Source organism: Muribaculum sp. An289 (assembly GCF_002159555.1).
Taxonomy (GTDB): Bacteria; Bacteroidota; Bacteroidia; order Bacteroidales; family UBA932; genus Merdivivens; species Merdivivens faecigallinarum.
The window spans coordinates 1-20,982 of record NZ_NFIV01000019.1; the positions used below are offsets into that span (position 1 = coordinate 1).

Sequence of the window (20,982 nt, forward strand, 5' to 3'; positions counted from 1 at the left end):
GACGACCCACAAAAAAAGCATTTTTTTTGCCATATCAATAATAATCTCTGCAAATATATTAAAATCAACATATTGCAGGGATTTTATCCTACTTTTTGTCAACTAGACCACCTTTTTGCACAACAAAAAAGAGAGCCGCAACTCTGCAACTCTCTGACTTTCACTGTGGTGCCACCAGGAATCGAACCGGGGACACAAGGATTTTCAGTCCTTTGCTCTACCAACTGAGCTATGGCACCTTCAACATTTCATTTTCCGGAACGGAAACCGCCGCAAAAACATCCGGAACAAATCCCACGACAGCAATTTTCCGAAACGGAGTGCAAATATAGGGCGATTTTTTTTATATGCAAAATTTTTTTAGCATAAACCCGAGAAACCTAAAACAAAACAGGGAATTTTTTGCCATAAGCCCGATTATGGCTATTTTCGCAAAATATTCCGCGACTTCGGACATGCACCGGAAAAACATCCAATAAGGAAAACGACAGGGAACACGGCAAGACAGCGGAAAAAGACTGAGAAGCTATTTAAAATTTTTTCTCAGAAAATTTGAGACATGTTTCCGTGCAGATTTTTGCCGTTTTTTGAGGAGAATAGCAGCGCTATTTTTCGATAAAAATGGCGGAAAGATGCCGGAATGGTGTCACAAAGAACTTTTGAAAAAATTTTAAACAGCTTCTGAGAGCGGGAAAAGACTTACAGCGACAATGATTGACGAAGACGAGGACGAGAACAGCGAAGACAAAGACGACGAAGACTGATGGACGGCAGAAGATACATAAAGGTAATAATACCGGTAAAATTCCGGGGGACAGTGACATACGCCCTACCGGAAGGTGTCGTCGCAGGGCCTGGCGACTGGGTTTCCGTCAGATTCGGAGCAAAGACATATACCGGAGTAATCGCGGAAACCGTAGACGAAGCCGACATTCCGGACAGCCGCATCAGGGAAATAAGCTCCGTGGAACGCCTTCCTCCGGTAAGCCTTAGGGAAATACGGCTCTGGAAACAAGTCGCCGAATACTACATGTGTACCATCGGAGAGGTCTTCAAATGCGCCTACCCCGAAAGGAAAGTCGCCAGAGAGGGAAAACGGCTGTCGGACAAAGAGGCGGCAGAGCGGCGGATACTGAAACTCGCCCGTGAAACAGCAGAAAAACTGGACAGGGAATTTTCGAGAATCGAAGAAAGAATCGCCAAAGAACTGGCAAAACCAGGAGCAGCGAAAAAAGGACTGACCGAAAATTCGCTCAGGGACGGCTTTTACCGCACGAGCAGGATTTTAAAAAAATACATCGAAAAAGGCACGTTCCCCCTGACACCGGAAACGGCCGCGAAACGCCCGGACAAGGCCTGCATAGAGACGCTCGGCCTGAAAATCGCCGAAAAAATAATTTCTTCAAGAAAGCCATGGGATGAACCGGCCGAAGGAATGTCCGGCGAGGAAAACTGCGGAAACGGGGGAACGTGCACGGAAGGCCCCCTGACGGAAAAAGGACGGCAATGGAAGTCCCCGGTCCTGAGCGAAGCCCAGGAAAAGGCAAAGGCCGAAATACTTGAAAATTTTTCCAAAGGCAAAAGAGTGCTCCTCAAAGGAGTCGCCGGCTCCGGGAAAACGGAAATCTACGCAAGCATCGCGGCCGACATCCTGAGAAACGGCAAGAGTGTCCTGATGTTAGTGCCGGAAATCTCATTAAGCCGCCAACTGGAAGAGCGGATGAGGTCATTCTTCGGAGACAGGACAGTGGTATACCATTCGAAAGAAACACCGGTAAAAAGGGACGGGATATCCGCAAGGCTGCGCAACGGGGAGAACCTCTTCGTGCTCGGGACACGCTCGGCCCTGTTCCTGCCCTGCCCGAACATAGGCTGCATCATAGTGGACGAAGAAAACGACAGTTCTTACAAGCAGACGGAGCCCGCCCCGAGATACAACGGCCGCGACACCGCCATGTTCCTGTCATCCATAACAGGAGCCCCGCTGCTGCTCGGCTCGGCCACACCCTCGTACGAAAGCATCTACAACGTACTTGCGGGCAAACTCGCCGAAGTTTCCATAGATGAAAAATACCATAAGGGAGGGAAAATATCCACCGTGCTCATCGACACCATAGCGGAAAGGCGCAAGCGCGGAATGGACGGCCCGATATCCAAAAAACTCATCGGGATGATGCAGGACACCCTCAACCGCAACGGACAGATAATGCTGTTCCGCGCAAGGAGGGCCTACTCACCGGTGCTCCAATGCCGCGAGTGCGGAGAAATGCCGAAATGCCCCCACTGCAACGCTTATCTGAGTTATCACAAGGAAGAAGGATACCTCGAATGCCACTACTGCGGCAGCCGCTTCGGTTATACCGGAATCTGCCCCAAATGCGGAGGAACGCTCGAAGGGCGGGGAGCCGGAACCGAAAAGATTGAGGAAGAGATAAACAGGCTCTTCCCGTCAGCGAAAACGGCCCGCCTTGATTCCGATACGGCACGAAACCCGGCACAGGAAAAAATGATACTTAAGGATTTTTCCGAAGGGAAGACAGACATACTGGTCGGAACACAGATAATAGCGAAAGGTTTCGATTTCGGAAACGTTTCCCTTGTGGCAATCCTGAATGCGGACTCGCTGATCGGGCTCCAGGACTTCAGGGCGGACGAAAACGCACTGCAACTGCTGATGCAGCTCAAGGGAAGGTGCGCAAGGAGGGAAAACGACGGGACATTCGTCATCCAGACAGAACAGCCCGGGCATCCCGTATACAGCCGCCTGCTTCTGCACACAAGGCCCGAAGAAGGGATGAAGGAAAGGGAGACCTTCGATTATCCGCCGTTCACACGGATGGTCGAAATCGTAATGCGCTCCCGCGACAAGGCAAGGCTGAAAGAATCCGCCGGAAAACTTTACGAGGCATTATCGCAGGACATCCCGGGTCATATCGGAATCCCGGTAGAACCCCAGATAAACATGATATCCGGAAAACACATCCTCATCATCCGCATAAGGCTGAAACGGGACAGAAAACTGTCGGAATCGAAACGGAAAATATGGGATACCGCCGACAGGCTCCTTAAAAACGAAAGCGGGGCAGAGTACTATTTCAATGTCGACCCGCTATGATTCCCAGGAGATTCCCGCTATGATTCCTGCGGGACAATCACATCTATCGCAAGTGGGACAATCTCGAAAGTCACACCGGTAGTCCCGAAAACCTCGCCGTCCATCTCCACCAAAGAGACCGGCGAAGCCTCGACAGTCACAGAACGGCACCTCCGCGATATCACATAGGGGTCGTCAGGAAGCGAACCGTTGAAAAGCTTCTTTATTTTCGTCAGCAATTTTACAAACGGAATATGCCTTATGATGCTTACATCGAAAAGACCGTCGTCCGGAACGGCATGAGGGGTCTGCAACATGCCGCCGCCGGTATACCTTCCGTTCCCGACCGAAACAGACAGGAGTTTTCCTTCATACGTCTTCACACCGTCGCAGGACACCTTCGCATTACGGCTCCTGTATGAGAAAAACGCGCGTACGAGCCCCTCCACATAGATTCTTTTGCCGCGTTTCCCCTCGGATTTCATCCTGTTGACACATTCGCATACGTATGCGTCCAGTCCGACACCGCCCACATTCATCATATAGAAGGTTTTTCCCGAAGACGGAAAATACGCGCGCCCCACGTCCTGGGGGATTTTCCTTCCTCCCGCCACCAAAGCGGCCGCCTCACGATGGTCCTTGGGAATACCGTAGAGCTTGATCCAGTCGTTTCCGGAACCGACCGGTATCACGGCAAGGGTAATCCGCCCTTCCACAGGCCCTGCCGACATTATGCCGCAGAGAACCTGGTTCAAAGTGCCGTCGCCGCCGACAGCCACGAAACGCCTGTAACCTTTACGGACCGCTTCGGACACGAAATCAGCGGCATAAACATTTTCCTCTATCAAAAAAGGCTCATAGTCCACCCCGTTCCCTTTCAACGTCTCCTCGATTTCCTTCCACAAATGGGACGCCCTGCTGCTCCCTGCCAGGGGATTAAAAACTACAAACCAGCGGTCATTACCTATCGATTCCATTCAATAAAAATTTCATATCCTCAAAAAGGAACGACAAAAGTAAGAAGCCGCTTGAAATTTTCAAAAAAGATTTTGTAATTTTGCCCCGTTTGGGAAGGTTTATTTTTTAACGAAAATGGGAAAAACAATTGCAATAGCCAATCAAAAAGGAGGAGTAGGCAAAACGACTACCGCCATCAATCTGGCGGCATCGCTGGCCGTACTCGACAGGAAAGTCCTCATCATAGATGCGGATCCGCAGGCGAACACCACGTCCGGCCTCAATTTTTCGCCGGATTCGAACAGGAAACGCACTCTGTACGAAGTCCTGATAGGCCAGCTCGATGCGGCTGACACACTGTTGCAGACCGAATTGCCGAACCTCCACATGATACCCTCCCACATAAACCTCGTCGGCGCCGAACTCGAAATGATCCAATTCGAAGACAGGGAAAAGATGCTGAAAAAGGCCTTGGACAGGATAAAGGACAACTACGACTACATTATCATAGACTGCTCCCCGTCCCTCGGCCTCATCACGGTAAACTCACTGACGGCGGCCGACTCCGTAATCATCCCGGTACAGCCGGAATACTTCGCGCTTGAAGGTCTGGGAAAACTGCTCAATACCATAAAGCTGGTACAGGCAAGGCTCAACCCTTTACTGACGATAGAAGGCTTCCTTTTCACATTGTACGACAGCAGGCTAAGGGTACACAACCAGGTAGTGGAGGAAGTCCGGGCACACTTCGGCAAGGCCGTATTCGAAACTTCCATACAAAGGAACATAAGGCTGAGCGAAGCCCCTTCCCACGGCAAACCCGTAATACTTTACGATGCTATCTGCTCGGGAACCAACAACTACCTTAATCTTGCGAAAGAAGTTATCAGCCACAACGCCGCTGACACGAAAAAGGCATAGACAGGAGGACTGAGATGGCAAAGAAACCAGCATTAGGAAAAGGACTCGGAGCCCTTTTGGGGAATGAATTCGACGGTATAGGGCAGGAAGTCAGATACGTGTCGGAAAAGCCGCATTTCAATGAAGGCGGCAACAGCTCCGACAAAACCGAAACAAAAGCCGAATCATCGCGAATCAGCGAAATACCGGTCAGCCAGATCGAACCCAACCCGTTCCAGCCGAGGAAAGAATTCGATGAGGAAGCGCTTTCCGAACTTGCCGACTCGATAAGGACCCTCGGGCTGATACAGCCTATCACCGTAAGACGGATAACCCCGACCAAATACCAGATAATCAGCGGAGAACGCCGTTATCGCGCCTGCCGTATGGCCGGAATCGCAAGCATCCCCGCCTACATCAGGGAAACCGACGATGTCGGCATGCTTGAAATGGCTATCGTGGAGAATCTCCAGAGGGAGAACCTCGACCCTATCGAGATAGCCCTAAGTTTCAGAAGGCTCATCGAAGAGTGCCGCCTGACACAGGAAGAGATGGCGGAAAGGGTCGGAAAGAAAAGGGCTTCGGTAACGAACTACCTCAGACTGCTGAAACTTTCCGCTTCAGCGCAACATGCATTGAAGATTGGCAAGATATCTGTAGGGCATGCCAAGGTCCTGCTCGGAATAGAAGACGAAAACCTTCAGGACAAATTGTGCGAAGAGACCGTGACATCGGATTTGTCGGTAAGGCAGCTTGAAAACAAGGTGAGGAAGCTCCAGCAGGAAAGGACCGACGGCAGGAAATCCTCCTCCGCCCCGGAACTGCCGGAACCTTATATGAGAATCCTCGACAGGATAGGAAAATTTTTCGACAACCGCATAAGTCTCAAACGCAACGAAAACGGAAAGGGAATGATGACTGTCCACTTCGAATCAGACAGCGAGGTGGAAAGATTCCTGAAAGCACTTGAAGACAAAGATATTTGAGACAAAACAGATGAAGTCCGTATACAAATGCGCCATATTGTCCCTGGCATTGCTACTGTCATTCACCGGAGAATCATTCGCCCAGTTCCAGACCGGAAGCGGTTACGGGATGGGGAGTTCTTCGGGGAGGACCGTCAATAACCAGAAGGCGCGGACGGACACGACGACCGAACAGGTCTTCAGTTTCAAACGGCTTTTCCGAGGCCTTGCACACAAGGATACCATGGCCATAGGCTATGCATTCGGGGCAAGCATGGTAGTTCCCGGACTCGGACAGGTATACAACAGGGATTATTGGAAAATACCGGTAATCTATGCAGGTCTGGGCACGACCATAGGCCTTGGCGTACACTACAACAATCTCTACAAATCATCAGTGGCGGCAGCGGCAGGCATCGAAGGCGCCGTTCCGGACAAAAGATACAAAAACATCAGCACGGCCTGCTTCGTCGGCGCCGGCCTCATATACTGGGCCCAGCTTTTAGACGTGAACATAAGCTACAAGATAAAGACGGACAAAGCGGCCGGAAAGGCTACGATATATTCGATACTCTTTCCGGGAGCCGGACAGGCTTACAACGGGGAATACTGGAAAATACCCATCTATACCGGAGGCCTGACCGCCGGCATCTACTTCTGGACATTTTACAACAAACAGTACCAGAGATACAAAAGGATACACAACGAGGCCACAAACCCGGACATCCCGTACGACGGCCCGATAGGAGCCGAGACCGCCCTCTACTACAGGGATTCGTTCAGGCGGAGCCGGGACATAGCCGTAGTGTCCACGATTCTCGTATACATACTCCAGATAATAGACGCCAACGTGTTCTCATATATGGCCGATTTCGAGGTTTCGGACGACCTTGCCCTGCGCCTCGAACCTGCGATAATCTCTCCCCTGAACATCGATTTCGCATCTACGGGGACGGGAATCGGCATGGACAGCGCGGTAGGGCTCAAAATAGGAGTTAATTTTTAATCAAGACTGTACAATAACAATGAACGTAAAACTGAAATTCATAATTACAGCGGCACTTATCGTTTTATTCGGCTCGGACATACTGGAAGCATACTCGAAAACACCGGTAAAGAGGAAAACGAGGAGGGAGCTCATCATCGAAAACGATTCCCTCCGGACGGCCATAGACTCGCTTACCGTATGGCTGGGGGAACTCGCCGAAATGACAAGGGCCAACGACAGTATCGCAGACGTGATTTTCAGCCAATACGAAGAAGAAATCGGGGACGATCTGATTATCAGGGACAGTACCGCCTCCATGGATTCGCTGCTCAGCATCTACTACATGCAGCGCAGGCTCAACGATTACGACCCGGCCACGAATCTCGAAGAGGCCAGATACACCTCGGACATACCGGACTCCGTATACATCCGCAGGCTCGAAGAGATGAACTCGTTCATTTCGCTCCCGTACAATTCCGTCGTCAAGAACTACATAATCCAATATACGGAAAAGATGCCACAGGCCGTAGGCAAGATACTCGGCCTCGCCTCCTATTACATGCCGATTTTCGAAGAAGTCTTCATCGCATACGGGCTTCCACAGGAGCTCAAGGCCATGGCCATCATCGAATCGGCACTGAATCCTACGGCGGTATCCCGCGCAAGCGCAAAGGGAATGTGGCAGTTCATCTATCCGACAGCAAGGCATTACGGACTGACAATCAATTCATTCGTCGATGAAAGGCTTGACCCTGTGAAGTCCACGTACGCTGCCGCCCAATATCTGAGCGACTCGTATGAAATCTTCGGAGACTGGGCCCTTGCGATAGCATCGTACAACTGCGGGGTGGGAAATGTCAACAAGGCCATCCGCCGCAGCGGCAATTCGAAGGATTTCTGGGAGATATACTATTATCTTCCTCGCGAAACAAGGGGCTATGTGCCGGCCTTCGTAGCCGCACTGTACACCTTGAAATACTATAAGGAGCACAACCTCCAGCCGGAGCCTGTCGCCCTGCCGCCGCACGTGGACACTATACACGTGCATAAGATGCTGCACCTCGAACAGGTAAGTGCGCTTACCGGGGCTACTTTGCAGGAACTCAAAGACCTCAATCCGCAATACGTCCACAATATCATCCCGGGGAACGAAGCCGAATATATCCTGCGCCTTCCGTACAATTATACGAACGCATTCATAGACCATGAAAAGGAAGTATACGACTATCAGGCAGAAAAATATTTCAATCCTGTAGAACTCAAGAAAATCAAGGACGGAGGGGACGGTGAAAGGATTGTCTACCGTGTCAAGAGCGGGGATGTCCTCGGGAAAATAGCCATCCGCTACGGGACTTCCGTCGCCAAAATCAAGAGATGGAACGGACTCAAATCCGACAGGATACGCATAGGCCAGCGACTTATAATCTACCGCGGAGGCAACGGCCCGGCAGCGAGCGCTTCATCATCCGCAGCCTCCTCCAGCGGAACCGGTGAAAAAATAACCTACACCGTCAAGAGCGGGGACGTCCTTGGCAAGATTGCCATAAACTACGGAGTTTCAGTGGCATCGATCAAAAGCTGGAACGGCCTTAAATCCGACAGGATACGTGTAGGCCAGAAACTTACGATATACACCGGCGGAAGCCCTTCATCCGCAGGCAGTGCGGGCCATGTCGAAAACGGCTACATAGTCTATACCGTCCAGAGCGGAGACAATTTCTGGGACATAGCGAAAAAATTCCCGGGCACCACGGCCAAGGGCATCATGTCCCTCAACGACATGGGAAGCAACACGAAGATTTATCCGGGAATGAAAATCAAGATAAAGAAAGCCTGAGCGCAGTTATCACGCCCGGCCGTCACGCAATACGCCTTGACTTGGACTTTATCATGAATCCTGCTCCGAGCTCTCTTTAAAACGAGAGTTCACACTGGAATTTCAAATCGACGATGCAGTACTTTTCCTTTTCGTGTCTGCAATACCATGAAGTCCCGGCCTTGAAAGACAGTTTCAGCCAACGCCACGGGCGGTAAACAGCCATGAGATAGGCGGACATGCCCCTTCCGTAAAAGGCCGGGACGGACATGGAACCGTACAAATCACGTTCATAACAATATATCCTGTCGCTCCATCGGTCGCAATGGAAAATGGCCAGCCTGCCGTAAACGGCAAGCATCGATACGAACCGTCCCGCCACCCGGTAACTCCCTTCCGCCGAAACAGACCTGCCCCAGCCGAATGCGGGAGCCTGCCCGGAAAGGCCGGAATACAATGACACATCGGCCCTCACGTTCACACCGAAACCGTTTCCGTTCACTTCCTTAGGCAATCCCGCATACCATTCCCCGCGAAGGGAAGAGGAAATGTCATACGTGCCTCTCACGGTCAGCGAACCGACTGTTTTCCACGGCCCTTTCCTCCATTCCCCGCGCCCCTTGAACTGAAAATCCACCCCGGGCCCTATTTTCTTTGTTTCAGGAAAATACGCCATATCCGCCGCCAGAATCAGATCCGGGGACATTCCGGCACGCCTGCGGAAAGAAGCCGAAAGCGCACACTCGTTTTCCGCTCCCGAATCCGTCGAAAACGGCGAAGAATATTTTCCCGAAAATCCGTCCGGCACGAACCTTCCCGTCACGGAACAGTTCCACCTCTCCCCCACCGGAATCTCCGCCCCGGCCCATACGCCCGCGCTCCCTTCATACGCGACCTCGGCATATAATGACACCGCTCCGGCCTGAAAACGCATGTCGGCCGAAATCCCGTAACCTTCATCCTCTATTTTTCCGGCATCATCCGTTCCATGCCACAGCCCTGTCAGTCCTATTTTCAGTCTCGGGAACCAATATGAGAGATTGGCCCCGGCAAGGAAAGGCGCCTTTTGCCGTTTTCCTTTAACGTAATCATACCTGTACGACCCCATCAGCGACACGGACAGGTCACCGGCGGCAAGCTCCACGGCCGCTCCCCTCAAACGCACCCCGCCGCCTCCCGTACAATATCCGGTAATGCCCGGCTCCACCTTCATCAGAGCCGTTCCGGACGACAAGGAATTCATGGTGAAAGAGCTCCACATCAGGCCTCCCTGGCCGAAACGGGCATTATAGTCGCCTACGATTATTTTCTTGAATATCCTTGACTTAGGCTCGTAAGAGACGAATGCGGAAAGCCTGTCCGGAGGAAAAAACTTGTCTCCCGGCGAGGAAGCAGCCGCGATGCCGAAAGACAGTCCGGCCGCAGAAGAGGCCTTGTACTTCAGCATCCTGTCCAATGGATTGGGAAGCCTTTCGCCTCCTGCCGCCCTGTATTTCACCCTCGACATTATATCATGGCTCCACCCGCCTCCGTATGCGGAGGAATATCCGGCAGGGACGAAATTCCCCAAGGAAACGAATCCCGCTATGCCTGCAACGTATTTTTCCCCGAAACCGGGAATATTGGAAAGCTCCGTAAGGGACAGCACATCGCCGAACCTCTCCCTGTAATCCAGCAGCGAAGCAATCCGGTATTGTCCGAGAAAACCGGCCCGCTCAAGTTCACATCGCGAAGCCCTGTTCAAATCCAGCGGCGAATGCAGGAACTTCCTGTACGCATCGATAATCTCTTCCACATAATCCGCAGCTTCAGCGCCGTCTATGCCGGCCTCTTCGGCAAGCCTGCCATAAAGCGAATCGGCAACGGCATCATTCCAGAAATAAGATTGGGCGAAAGCCCCGACATTAAAGAAAACAGCCAGAACAGCCATGAAACCGGCCCGTACAAACGGGCTTCCGGCCCGAAATCCGCAACACATACCCATACAGCACAATTAATCCGTCAGGCCACACCATGCGGATGCGAAAATAGGAAAAAGCCGGAAAGAATGCAAACAAATTTATCTGCACTTGCATCGCCGAGGGATGCCGCTACTTCTTCCTGAACCGTTCCAGATACGAATGGTTTATAAGATATTCCATTTCAAGGAGTGTCCTTTTCCGGACGGAGGGCTTTAACTGGCACTCCCAGATGGTCATGACTTTCCAGCCCATTTTCTTCAGGGCGGCCTTGTTACGCTCGTCACGCTCACGGTTGCGCCCTATTTTCCGTTCCCAGAACTCCACATTGGAATGAGGGATATGGCTGTCGATCGAATGCCCGTGCCAGAAACAGCCGTGAACGAAAATGACTATGCCGTATTTTCTTAAAACTATGTCCGGGGTCCCTGGAAGCCGTTTTACATTTTTCAGATACCTGTAACCTCTCGAATACAGGTACCTGCGCACAATCAGTTCGGGCTTGGTGTCCTTGCCGCGGATACGCGCCATGACCGAAGACCGTTTTTCTTTATCGAAAATATCCATACCCTATATTATATCGGCGGGAACGGCTCCTGTTACGGCTATCAAATCGCCGGGAGCGAGTTTCATCTGCAATCCCCTGACACCCGCACTTACAAAAACATAGTCGAATGAAAGCGCCCCGGAAGAAATGAAAACCGGATATGGCTTCTTCATGCCTACAGGAGAACAGCCGCCGCGGATATAACCGGTAAGTCCCAAGAGTTCCTTTACATGCACAGTAGAAGCACTTTTATTGCCCGAGACCCTGGCGGCTTTCTTCAAATCCACTTCGGACTCTCCGGGAATGACACAGACGAAGATTCCGTTCCTGTCCCCGCGGAGAACGATTGTCTTGTATACCCGGTTCACATCCTCCCCGAGAACCGAGGCTACATGCACGGCAGAAAGGTCGGACTCATCTACCTGATATGGAATGAGTTCGTATTTGATTCCCGCCTTGTCGAGCAAACGGGCCGCATTTGTTTTGTTAATCTTCATGTCAATTTTTCTTCCGTCACAAAAATATTGATTATTTTAGCAGTTTAAAAGCATTTGCAATGGAACATATCAAAATTTCGGACAAAAGTTTCAAGCCTTACCTCGGTCACGAGGAAATCATGGCCGCAATAGACAGGGTTGCAGAAAAAATCAATAGGGACTTCAGCGGCTCGGACGAAATCCCGGTAGTGCTCTGCGTTCTGAACGGCTCCATCATCTTCACCTCCGAGCTTATCCAAAGGCTGGACTTCCAGTGCGAGCTCGCCTCCATAAAGCTCTCATCCTATTCAGGAACGAAATCCACAGGCTGCGTACAGACGGCAATGGGGCTCACCTGCGACGTAAAAGGGCGCAAGGTAATTGTCGTGGAAGATATTGTGGACACAGGAAACACCATTGTAAAATTAGACTCCATCCTCAGGGAGGCAGGGGCTTCGGAAATCAGAATCTGTACCCTGCTGTTCAAGCCTGGTTCGTACGGCAAGGACATCCCAATAGATTACATCGCCAAGGAAATACCGAATGATTTTATCGTCGGCTTCGGGCTTGATTACAACGGGCTCGGCCGCGGATTAAGGGAAATATACGTTATTGATGAGGACTGAAACATGAAATATTTTATTTTATTCGGGCCTCCGGGGGCTGGAAAAGGCACCCAGGCTGCAAAAATGAAAGAAAAATACTCCCTCCGCCACATATCCACGGGTGATTTGCTCCGTAAGGAAATAGCTGAGGAAACGGAACTCGGAAAAATGGCCAAATCGCTGACTGACAACGGGAATCTCGTACCCGACGAGATAGTCATAGGCATGATCAGGAACGTTCTCGACAGCGACAGGACAGCCAAGGGTTTCCTACTCGACGGTTTTCCGAGAACCGAGGCCCAGGCCGTAGCGCTGGACAGGATGCTGAAGGAAAGAGGCTCGGAAGTCACATCGGTACTGTCCCTTATGATTGACGACGATGAAGTGGTCAGAAGGATAAAGAAACGTGCCGAAATCGAAAACAGGGCCGACGATGCCGACGAAGCCACAATAAGGAACAGGGTCAGGACATACCACGAAAAGACCGAACCCGTAATAAACCACTACAAATCGACCGGCAAATACAATGAAGTAAACGGGACCGGAAGCATCGAAGAGGTATTCGGAACACTTTGCGGAATAATAGACAGGCTCTGACGGCAAACTGCTTTCAGCACGGGATAAACGGCCGAAGCGAGCAAAATATCTACAAACATCCAATTATCAATTACTTAAGAAAATTAAACTCGCTTTTGGGTATGTTTTCGCACCACCTAAAAGCGAGTTTTGATTTCATATAATCCTTTCCATCAGGCACTTGCAAAACAACTCAAATCAATACGTTCCCGGCACTACAGACATCGGGCATGGCAAGGTACGGCAATCTTCGAAGAACGAATTTGCGGATAAACACACAATATTCCCATCAAAATCGAGAAAATCGAGAAATTACAACCTTTCATCGTTGCCGCATCGAAAGAATGCATATCTTTGCAGAGATGTAGTGGGCACAAATGACTGATACCGCAAACTGAAAGTTTTGTTTGCAGCCCGGCCCAATTGATTGCAGCGAAACCAATAAAAATTTGATTGACAAATATTTATGGCAGATTCGAATTTTATAGACTATGTAAAATTACCTAGATAACCATCCATAACCAAATATAATATAATCCACTGATATAAAGTATCTTATCAGTGGATTACTTTTTTTGCCATTTACGGATATCACCCCCTTTTCAACGTATTTTTAGACAATTTTTGTTACCCATTTGTTACTCACTCGGAAATGTGAAATCTTGTTTATATGCATATAAAATTGCTATTCCGTGATAAATCGTAATAAGCAATAGAATAGTTTTGTTACTCTATTGTCCATTTCATTACAATTTACTATATTTGTTCACAGATAAAAATGATTGAAAATGAGCAATAAAGCTGAGGATGGGACAATAAAAGAACCTATAAAAATACGGTTCAAACAGCTAAAGGATGGCAACCAGTCCATTTACCTTGACTGCTATGTCAACGGCATAAGGGAATACAAGTTCCTGAACCTGTACCTTCGTCCGGACACCTCCCGAGACAACAAGATGTGGAACAAAGAACAGCTCTGTCTTGCCAACGCCATCAAAGCCCAATACATAATAGACATCCAGAACGGGGAATTCGGCTTTAAGGACCGGAACAGGACAAGGAAACTCAGTTTCTTGACCTACTGCGAAGATCTAGCTTCTGAATATGAAGCCAACGGACAAACCTCCTGCGCCGTACTGATGCGAAGTGCCATCAAGAGAATGGTCGCCTACAAGGGAAAGAACATCACTTTCAACCACATCAACAAAGAGTTCCTCATCGGGTTCATAGAACACCTCAACTCTGACATCAGAGACTTCGACAAAGAAAGCAAAGACAAGAAGCGCAAACCAAAGCCACTCAGCGAAGTATATAAAGAAGCCCTGTTCGCAAGAATAATGGTGGCACTCAACAAAGCAGAAAGAGACGGCATCATAGTCAAAAACCCAGGCAAAGACATAGACCGGAAACTCAAGCCCCACGCAGAGCAGAAAAGCCGATGCTACCTCACACTTGATGAGATCCAGAAAATCATTAACACCGAATACAAACCTGACAACGACATTAAGCCAGCCTTTCTCTTCTGTTGCTTCAGCGGGCTAAGGTACTCCGATGTACAGAAATTGACTTGGGAAGAAATAACGTTAAGCCCGGAAGGCTATGCTCAAATAGAAACCCAGATGCAGAAAACAGGCAAAGACATTACAATTCCACTATCCGACAACGCCCTCAAATGGCTGCCCGAAAGAAGTGGCCAGCCGGCCAGCAGCCGAATATTCTACAAACTGCCAGACCAGGTCAACAACGCAGATGTTCGCCTCCGCACCATAATCAAGAAAGCCGGCATTTCAAAGCACGTCACCTTCCACCTGGCTAGGCATTGCATCTTTTCTTATTCATTGAAAATAAGAAACTTACAAGCTCTATTTTTTAGACAGGTAACGATTTAGAAACGAGTAGACTTCTTCAAGTTGCCAGATTTTGCATAAATGAAAGAACGTTACTTTAGGTTTCAAAGATATGAAATTTCTCAATCATAAAAAATAGTATGAAGAGAAAAATTTCATGAAGGAATAATACAATCTCCATTTTTATTTGCGTTATTCTATTGTTATAAAAATATCTGAAGTTGTATTTTGTATTCAAATTACGTAATTTTACTACGAAAATACATACTATAATTTCATATATTGATTTTTATTCCTATCTTTGCATCATATGACAGATAAATTCAACGAATATGATAGCAGAATTCACCATTGAAAATTTTTTCTCGATAAAGTCTCCACAAAAGATAAGCTTTGAACCTTCATCAGATAACTTTATGTCTGACGAATATTCGTATGAAGTTAAGGATGGGGTAAGATTGTTGAAATTGGGCATCATCTATGGTGCAAATGCTTCCGGAAAAACCAATATCTTGAATGCTGTGGAATTTTTCAGAATGCTTGTTCTTAGGATGCCCAAAGACCGAAATGAGAAAACCGGGGTCGTTCCTTTTATGCTGGATGACACATCAAGGAATGAAAGGACGAAGATGTCTATGGTATTCTATATTAATAAGTCGAAGTATATCCTTACTTTTGAATTGGACGCAAAATATATCTATTCTGAGACATTGGTTGTTTACGATTCCATCCGTCCTACCAAATTGTACAGTCGTAGTTATGATGCAACTACAGATTCCACAACAATAGATTTCGGCGTAAATCTGAAAATGCCACGGAAGAGTCAGGATGTGATTTCCGGCAACACGATCAATAATTGCAGTGTACTTGCCGCATTTGGCAAAAGTAATGTGGAGCGTACCAGGTTGAACGATGTGTACGATTACTTTGCCAAACAGGTAAAAGATGTATTGGCTCCCGGTATACTGCTTTCGGGATATGTAAAATCACGATTGGATAAAGATGAAACAGGCGATTTGAAGAAGTTCATTTTAAATTTCTTGAAAGCATCTGATTTTAACATAGAAGATGTCGTATTGCATGAAGAGGAAGAATTGATTACCCCTGAATTGGAGCAATTGATTCAAAATGCCCCTATTGATAATGAGGCAAAAGCTGAAATGCTTAGAAAAGGAAAAATCACAAATGCAGAATTGACATTCAAGCATAAGGTTGGCGACAAACTATACGATTTGTCTGAAGAATATGAATCCAATGGTACGATGAGATTTTTGGGGATGGCAGTAATTCTGAATTTCTTGTTGAAGACCAACCGGTTTGTGCTTATTGACGAAGTCGAGACAAGCATCCACTATGAACTGCTGGCTTATTTTATAAAAGTATTTTTAGCGAACAGTGAAGGAACATCCCAAATGTTGTTGACAACACACGACATCAATCTTCTCAACGAAGAATTCATTCGCCGTGACACAATATGGTTTACGGATAAAGACGAATATGGAGAGACTAAAATAGTACGTCTTTCATCTTTAGGCTTACACAAGAATCTTTCCCCGTATAATGCTTACAAACAGGGTAAATTAGTTAAGCTTCCGTTCCTTGGCAGTCAATACATTAACCTAAATGACTAATGATATGGGGCGGACAGTAACAAAAAGCATCGCCATCATAGGCGAGGGAGAAACCGAGTGGTTCTATTTTGATTCATTGAGGGTGGCATGTCGTTATCCTTTCAAGGTCGCTCCGGATTTTCCGCAGCATAGCGACATCAATCATATTCTAAAATTGGTAGAATCCTACTTGAACAAGCAATATGACTTTATCGTATGCCTTTTTGATATGGACAGGCTGTATCAATATCCTTCTGAAATGCAATTGTATCAACGAGCAAAGAAAAAGTATAGCGCAAAGAAATACGCTGGCAAAGTGATGTTTGTAGAAACGAATCCATGTACGGAATTTTGGTTCTTGCTCCACTTTCTACCCAATGTAGTTTGTCGGCGATATGAAAGTTACGACCAACTGCTTCCTGAATTGCAGAAATACATGCCGGGATATGAAAAGACAAAGCGATATTTCATACGTACCAACCTCTATAAATACCTGACAGAGAATGGAGATTTGGAACGCGCGATGTTAAATTCGGAAAAATTATGTCAATTGTGTAAAGAATCACCGGAAGATTTGAAGGCATATTCAGAGATTCATAATGTACTTGAGTTATTGAATAATCAAATAATATAACTTTATGTATTTAAGTAAGATTTATATAAAGAACTTCCGAGGTATCAAAGAACTATTAGTGAAATTCGATAAGAAACTAAATGTAATTATAGGAGCCAACGGACAATTAAAAACTTCTTTGATGGATGCCATCAGGTTGTTTTATACGTGGGGAGAACCGAACCGAGACATAGAAATAACAAAAGAGGATTTCCATGTTGAAATTACAGAAAATCCAGATGGGACTAAAACATTAATAAACTCTACGAGAATAGATATATGTTATCTATTTGAAGAATTATCGGCACAACAGGAAGGTGCATTCTATCAGTATTTGGTTTCCAAAAACGATGATACTATAGTTGCCAGGATTCATATAAGTTTTGAGATGAAGAAGAATGGAAGGATCTATTCCTCATACATAACAGGTAAAGAGGAGAATGGTCTTCGTGCAGACTGGAATACGTTTCATTATTTTCATCCTTATTATCTGGGTGCATTACGTGACAGTACACGTGACCTTATGAGTTCACGCAACAACTTGTTAGGAAGGGTTATTAAAAGAAAGATTGATAGGGCAGGTTCAGAAAATGACGTAAAAGGTATAGTAGATAGTGCAAACGAGCAGCTTTTGCTGAGACCTGAAGTAATAGAAACACAAACTGGTATAAACGATAATCTGAACCAAATAAACAGCTCAAGCCTTCAAAATGTAGAACTGCACATAGAACAGAGCAGAATTGAATATATCGTTAATATTATCAAACCTTTCTTGCCATATTCTGCTACTGACAAGAAAGGATTTGTACTGTCTCAAAATAGTCTTGGGTATAATAACATAATTTATATAGCATCAGTATTAAGTGACATTAAGGATTGTCATATAGAAGATAATGTTAGTATATACGCATTGCTTATAGAAGAACCAGAAGCCCATCTACACCCACAATTACAGGTGAATCTATATAACTTTCTTAAAGATGCAGACACAAATGAAAATAGTCAAACATTTATCACGACTCATTCTCCGACTTTGACATCAAGGATACCATTGGAGAATATAATCTTGTTGAAGGATAATACCGCTTTTCATGTCGGAAATTGTTTCAAAGAACGACACTCAGAAAATATTGTCCGTGATGCTGCTAGTGGTAGATTATTGCAGCAAGAAGAAGTTGTAGACTATAGAAAAATGATATCCCGGTATTTCGATGTAACTCGATCACAATTATTATTTTCGTCTGGCTGTCTGTTTATAGAAGGTATATTAGAGTGCCAATTAGTTGAAACTTTTTCTAAGCTAATAAATAAGTCATTGATTGCGAATCAAATTGAAATAGTAGATACAGACGGAACAGCTTTTTATCAGTTTTTGATGTTGTTTAACTCTTCTGACTCAACAAAGCGTTTACCTATGAAAGCGGCATTTATAACAGACGAGGATCAATTTACAGCGTCAAAGGATAAAGAATATAATCTGAATGAGTTGGTGAAAAACAATTATGCAAAACTTCATCTTCTTAGAGAAGGAATCAATACTGGTAGAGTGAATGGTCGTATTAACAATATGACAGCCATGTCCAATCGTCAACCTGGTATTAAGATATGCTCTGGAAAGAAGACACTTGAATATCAAATATGTAAAGCAAATGTTTTTGCTAATAAAGAAATGACTAAAGAGACTTGGCTCTACGAATTGATTCAGCAAATGAATCCAAACGGTATGGACAAGGTGGATTTTTACATGTCAGGACTTGAGGATAGAGATATGAATGAAGATGAGCAGCAGAATGTTGCACTGCTTATGTGGAAATGCCTACCTGGTAAAGCTGAGTTTGCTCAAACTCTTAATTCGTTTCTATTAGATAAAAATGAAGAAAGTGGTGATATAAAATTCACTTTGCCAACTTATATTCAAGAAGCAATAAATTATCTGATACCATGAGTATGAATTACGATATAACACCTCAACGGCAAGCATATATTGATGCACGTGGTTATACTATACTCACGGCATGTCCTGGTAGTGGCAAGACAACAAGTATTGTCAAAAAACTTTTGACTGTATCACATTTTTGTGAGGAGCATTATGGAAGCCATACAGGGTTTGTCTGTATGTCATTTACCAATAAAGCCTGTGATGAATTAAAGTATAAATACCAAGAAATGCATCATGAAAGATTGACATTTCCCAATGAGGTTTTAACTATTGATAGTTTTATTATGCAGTATGTAGTACTTCCGTTTTGGTATCTATGTGATGCGTGTAAAAAGAAACCAATAGTAGTGAATGAGAAAGAAATATTAGAACGAATTTATTACAACAAAATCTTGATAAACGGTATATGGCAACAATATCCAGTTATGGCACTACGCCCCTATAGTAAGATATTTTATAGAAAGAATCCATCTTTGATAACTAGAGACAGAACTTCATTTAAATGGAATCACAATATTGTAACGAATAAAAATGAAATAGCTTATTGTAAGGAGGCATTTACATATCGCTTAGAGAAAGGCTTTATAACAAGTAGCGATGCGCTGTGGATAGCATGTGATATATTACAACATCATCAGAATATAGGCAAAGCACTTGGAACGCGTTTCCCATATATCATAGTAGATGAAGCGCAAGATAATTCTGAATTGCATTTTGAATTCTTCAAACTGTTAAAGAGAGCTGGTTTGCAGAATCTTGAATTTGTTGGTGATATTTGCCAGTCCATATATGGATTCAATAATGCCAAGCCTGAATTACTGCAGAACATGATGTCAGAAGAAGAATGGAACGTATTGCCATTATCTGAATGCAGGCGTTCTAATCAACGTATAATAGATTTGTATAGCAAACTTAAATCAATCGCTGTTCCTGCTATTATTTCGCATGGAGTGGAAGATAAAGGAATACCTATTATTGTCTATAAGTATGATGATGGAAATATTAGGGATGTTGTTAGAAATTTCTATCAAATTTGTGATGATAATGATTTGTCCAGCAGGATTATATTAGCGCGTGGAACAGATAAATGTAAGGAACTATCTGGCGTTAAAGACATAGATTTCAAGTACTGGAAAACTGAGAAACCGCTGCCTTATTTAATAATAGATGCTGTCTTTGCTTTTGCTTCAGGTGACACGAATTCAGCTTTTAGAAAAGTAAGACTTGTATTAGCTGAACTTTTAGCTGGTGATAATCCTGATAAAAGGCGTGAGTTTGTACACGAAATTGAACATAATGTGGATTGGAATGCTAAGATATTTGGTTTTATAAAACAGATTCCTTCGTTTTCTTTAAGTTTCAAAGAATGGTCAGAACAGACCTGCGCATTATTGAAAGAATATTGGGAGCTTAAAGAAAAACCTGTTTTTGTTCCATATCAAAGACAAAAAGGATATAGAATGAAAGAAATGGCTAATGTACCAGTAGAACAATATCATCAATCGAACGACAAAGATAGTGAATACCACAAGAGCATAGATACGATACATGCAGTAAAGGGAGCTACCTTGGATGCGGTACTTTTGTTCCTATCATCTGATAGCAGAGGACAAAGTATTTCGCTGAACGATTTCCTTAATAAGGAAATTAAAGTTATGACTGAAAGTCAGCGAATGATATATGTGGCGTGTTCTAGAGCCAGTCAATTTTTGGCATTAGCTGTACCAAAGTCTATAACAGATGAAAAAATTAAAAGAGCTCTTGATGGAATCGACATAGATATTCGTAATATTAACCTGCAAGGAGAATTGGCCTTTACTGATTAATGTTTTTAAAAAGAATCAGTGATAAAAATTTCTGTTCATTTTCGTATTAATTTACGAAGAACCGGTAGTGTTTCAAACAGTGTGTCCGGAGTAAGCCTTCAGACCTCTTAGTTCTGCAAATATATCAATTTATCTGTTACCTCATTGGCAGGCATGGGTAGTGTTTCAAACAGTGTGTCCGGAGTAAGCCTTCAGACCTCTTAGTTCTGCAAATATATCAATTTATCTGTTACCTCATTGGCAGGCATGCCTGCCAATGAGGATT

The 20,982-nt window shown here is 45.6% G+C and carries 16 protein-coding genes and 1 tRNA gene; 12 read left to right on the top strand and 5 right to left on the bottom strand.

The window, feature by feature from the left end:
• Window positions 1–166: 166 nt before the first annotated feature.
• Window positions 167–239: transfer RNA gene (locus B5F83_RS10060), tRNA-Phe, on the bottom strand.
• A 524-nt stretch (window positions 240–763) separates the two neighbouring features.
• On the opposite strand from B5F83_RS10060, the gene priA reads away from it, so the two are divergent.
• A complete protein-coding gene (gene priA / locus B5F83_RS10065) occupies window positions 764–3,115 on the top strand; it encodes a primosomal protein N' (protein ID WP_087280514.1) in 2,352 nt (783 codons plus the stop codon).
• Window positions 3,116–3,132: 17 nt separating this feature from the next.
• On the opposite strand, the gene B5F83_RS10070 is transcribed toward priA, so the two are convergent.
• Window positions 3,133–4,071: a diacylglycerol kinase family protein gene (locus tag B5F83_RS10070; RefSeq protein WP_087280517.1), complete on the bottom strand. Its 939-nt coding sequence runs from the start codon at window positions 4,069–4,071 to the stop codon at window positions 3,133–3,135.
• 115 nt (window positions 4,072–4,186) lie between these two features.
• On the opposite strand from B5F83_RS10070, the gene B5F83_RS10075 reads away from it, so the two are divergent.
• From B5F83_RS10075 to B5F83_RS10090, 4 genes are read left to right on the top strand one after another with little or no spacing between them, the layout of a single operon-like run.
• On the top strand, window positions 4,187–4,972 hold the full coding sequence (locus tag B5F83_RS10075) for an AAA family ATPase (RefSeq protein ID WP_087280522.1): 786 nt from the start codon (window positions 4,187–4,189) through the stop codon (window positions 4,970–4,972).
• Window positions 4,973–4,986: 14 nt separating this feature from the next.
• Window positions 4,987–5,937 carry a ParB/RepB/Spo0J family partition protein gene (locus tag B5F83_RS10080; RefSeq protein ID WP_087280526.1) on the top strand — a complete coding sequence of 317 codons (951 nt, stop codon included), beginning with the start codon at window positions 4,987–4,989 and terminating at the stop codon, window positions 5,935–5,937.
• Window positions 5,918–6,922 (top strand): DUF5683 domain-containing protein, encoded by a 1,005-nt coding sequence (locus tag B5F83_RS10085; RefSeq protein WP_143822536.1) that lies wholly within the window; start codon window positions 5,918–5,920, stop codon window positions 6,920–6,922. Before B5F83_RS10080 ends, B5F83_RS10085 begins: the two co-directional genes overlap by 20 nt.
• Before the next feature lie 19 nt (window positions 6,923–6,941).
• Window positions 6,942–8,741: a LysM peptidoglycan-binding domain-containing protein gene (locus B5F83_RS10090; protein ID WP_087280532.1), complete on the top strand. Its 1,800-nt coding sequence runs from the start codon at window positions 6,942–6,944 to the stop codon at window positions 8,739–8,741.
• A 76-nt stretch (window positions 8,742–8,817) separates the two neighbouring features.
• On the opposite strand, the gene B5F83_RS10095 is transcribed toward B5F83_RS10090, so the two are convergent.
• The 3 genes from B5F83_RS10095 to ybaK all read right to left on the bottom strand — a co-directional run bounded on the left by B5F83_RS10095 (window position 8,818) and on the right by ybaK (window position 11,722).
• The gene (locus B5F83_RS10095; protein WP_158094215.1) at window positions 8,818–10,650 is read right to left on the bottom strand and encodes a helix-hairpin-helix domain-containing protein; all 1,833 of its coding nucleotides are present in this window, start codon (window positions 10,648–10,650) and stop codon (window positions 8,818–8,820) included.
• Window positions 10,651–10,810: 160 nt separating this feature from the next.
• Window positions 10,811–11,245 (bottom strand): very short patch repair endonuclease, encoded by a 435-nt coding sequence (locus B5F83_RS10100; protein WP_087280537.1) that lies wholly within the window; start codon window positions 11,243–11,245, stop codon window positions 10,811–10,813.
• Window positions 11,246–11,248: 3 nt separating this feature from the next.
• Entirely contained in the window at window positions 11,249–11,722 is a 474-nt protein-coding gene (ybaK, locus tag B5F83_RS10105; protein ID WP_087280540.1) for a Cys-tRNA(Pro) deacylase, read from the bottom strand.
• A gap of 59 nt (window positions 11,723–11,781) precedes the next feature.
• Between ybaK and hpt the strand changes: the two genes are divergently transcribed.
• From hpt to B5F83_RS10140, 7 genes are all read left to right on the top strand, one after another.
• On the top strand, window positions 11,782–12,327 hold the full coding sequence (hpt, locus tag B5F83_RS10110; protein WP_087280544.1) for a hypoxanthine phosphoribosyltransferase: 546 nt from the start codon (window positions 11,782–11,784) through the stop codon (window positions 12,325–12,327).
• A gap of 3 nt (window positions 12,328–12,330) precedes the next feature.
• The gene (locus B5F83_RS10115; protein ID WP_087280547.1) at window positions 12,331–12,903 is read left to right on the top strand and encodes an adenylate kinase; all 573 of its coding nucleotides are present in this window, start codon (window positions 12,331–12,333) and stop codon (window positions 12,901–12,903) included.
• 767 nt (window positions 12,904–13,670) lie between these two features.
• Window positions 13,671–14,771: a site-specific integrase gene (locus B5F83_RS10120; RefSeq protein ID WP_087280550.1), complete on the top strand. Its 1,101-nt coding sequence runs from the start codon at window positions 13,671–13,673 to the stop codon at window positions 14,769–14,771.
• A 290-nt stretch (window positions 14,772–15,061) separates the two neighbouring features.
• Entirely contained in the window at window positions 15,062–16,360 is a 1,299-nt protein-coding gene (locus B5F83_RS10125) for an ATP-binding protein (RefSeq protein WP_087280553.1), read from the top strand.
• A 4-nt stretch (window positions 16,361–16,364) separates the two neighbouring features.
• Window positions 16,365–16,973: an RloB family protein gene (locus tag B5F83_RS10130; RefSeq protein ID WP_087280562.1), complete on the top strand. Its 609-nt coding sequence runs from the start codon at window positions 16,365–16,367 to the stop codon at window positions 16,971–16,973.
• A gap of 4 nt (window positions 16,974–16,977) precedes the next feature.
• The gene (locus B5F83_RS10135; RefSeq protein ID WP_087280555.1) at window positions 16,978–18,897 is read left to right on the top strand and encodes an AAA family ATPase; all 1,920 of its coding nucleotides are present in this window, start codon (window positions 16,978–16,980) and stop codon (window positions 18,895–18,897) included.
• Between the two features lie 2 nt (window positions 18,898–18,899).
• Window positions 18,900–20,717 carry a UvrD-helicase domain-containing protein gene (locus tag B5F83_RS10140; RefSeq protein ID WP_158094216.1) on the top strand — a complete coding sequence of 606 codons (1,818 nt, stop codon included), beginning with the start codon at window positions 18,900–18,902 and terminating at the stop codon, window positions 20,715–20,717.
• Window positions 20,718–20,982 lie beyond the last annotated feature (265 nt).

Excerpts from the sequence above, each read along its gene's own strand:
- priA (WP_087280514.1), top strand. The coding sequence starts at position 764 with ATGGACGGCAGAAGATACATAAAGGTAATAATACCGGTAAAATTCCGG.
- B5F83_RS10070 (WP_087280517.1), bottom strand. The coding sequence starts at position 4,071 with ATGGAATCGATAGGTAATGACCGCTGGTTTGTAGTTTTTAATCCCCTG.
- B5F83_RS10075 (WP_087280522.1), top strand. The coding sequence starts at position 4,187 with ATGGGAAAAACAATTGCAATAGCCAATCAAAAAGGAGGAGTAGGCAAA.
- B5F83_RS10080 (WP_087280526.1), top strand. The coding sequence starts at position 4,987 with ATGGCAAAGAAACCAGCATTAGGAAAAGGACTCGGAGCCCTTTTGGGG.
- B5F83_RS10090 (WP_087280532.1), top strand. The coding sequence starts at position 6,942 with ATGAACGTAAAACTGAAATTCATAATTACAGCGGCACTTATCGTTTTA.
- B5F83_RS10095 (WP_158094215.1), bottom strand. The coding sequence starts at position 10,650 with ATGGCTGTTCTGGCTGTTTTCTTTAATGTCGGGGCTTTCGCCCAATCT.
- B5F83_RS10100 (WP_087280537.1), bottom strand. The coding sequence starts at position 11,245 with ATGGATATTTTCGATAAAGAAAAACGGTCTTCGGTCATGGCGCGTATC.
- ybaK (WP_087280540.1), bottom strand. The coding sequence starts at position 11,722 with ATGAAGATTAACAAAACAAATGCGGCCCGTTTGCTCGACAAGGCGGGA.
- hpt (WP_087280544.1), top strand. The coding sequence starts at position 11,782 with ATGGAACATATCAAAATTTCGGACAAAAGTTTCAAGCCTTACCTCGGT.
- B5F83_RS10115 (WP_087280547.1), top strand. The coding sequence starts at position 12,331 with ATGAAATATTTTATTTTATTCGGGCCTCCGGGGGCTGGAAAAGGCACC.
- B5F83_RS10120 (WP_087280550.1), top strand. The coding sequence starts at position 13,671 with ATGAGCAATAAAGCTGAGGATGGGACAATAAAAGAACCTATAAAAATA.
- B5F83_RS10125 (WP_087280553.1), top strand. The coding sequence starts at position 15,062 with ATGATAGCAGAATTCACCATTGAAAATTTTTTCTCGATAAAGTCTCCA.
- B5F83_RS10130 (WP_087280562.1), top strand. The coding sequence starts at position 16,365 with ATGGGGCGGACAGTAACAAAAAGCATCGCCATCATAGGCGAGGGAGAA.
- B5F83_RS10135 (WP_087280555.1), top strand. The coding sequence starts at position 16,978 with ATGTATTTAAGTAAGATTTATATAAAGAACTTCCGAGGTATCAAAGAA.
- B5F83_RS10140 (WP_158094216.1), top strand. The coding sequence starts at position 18,900 with ATGAATTACGATATAACACCTCAACGGCAAGCATATATTGATGCACGT.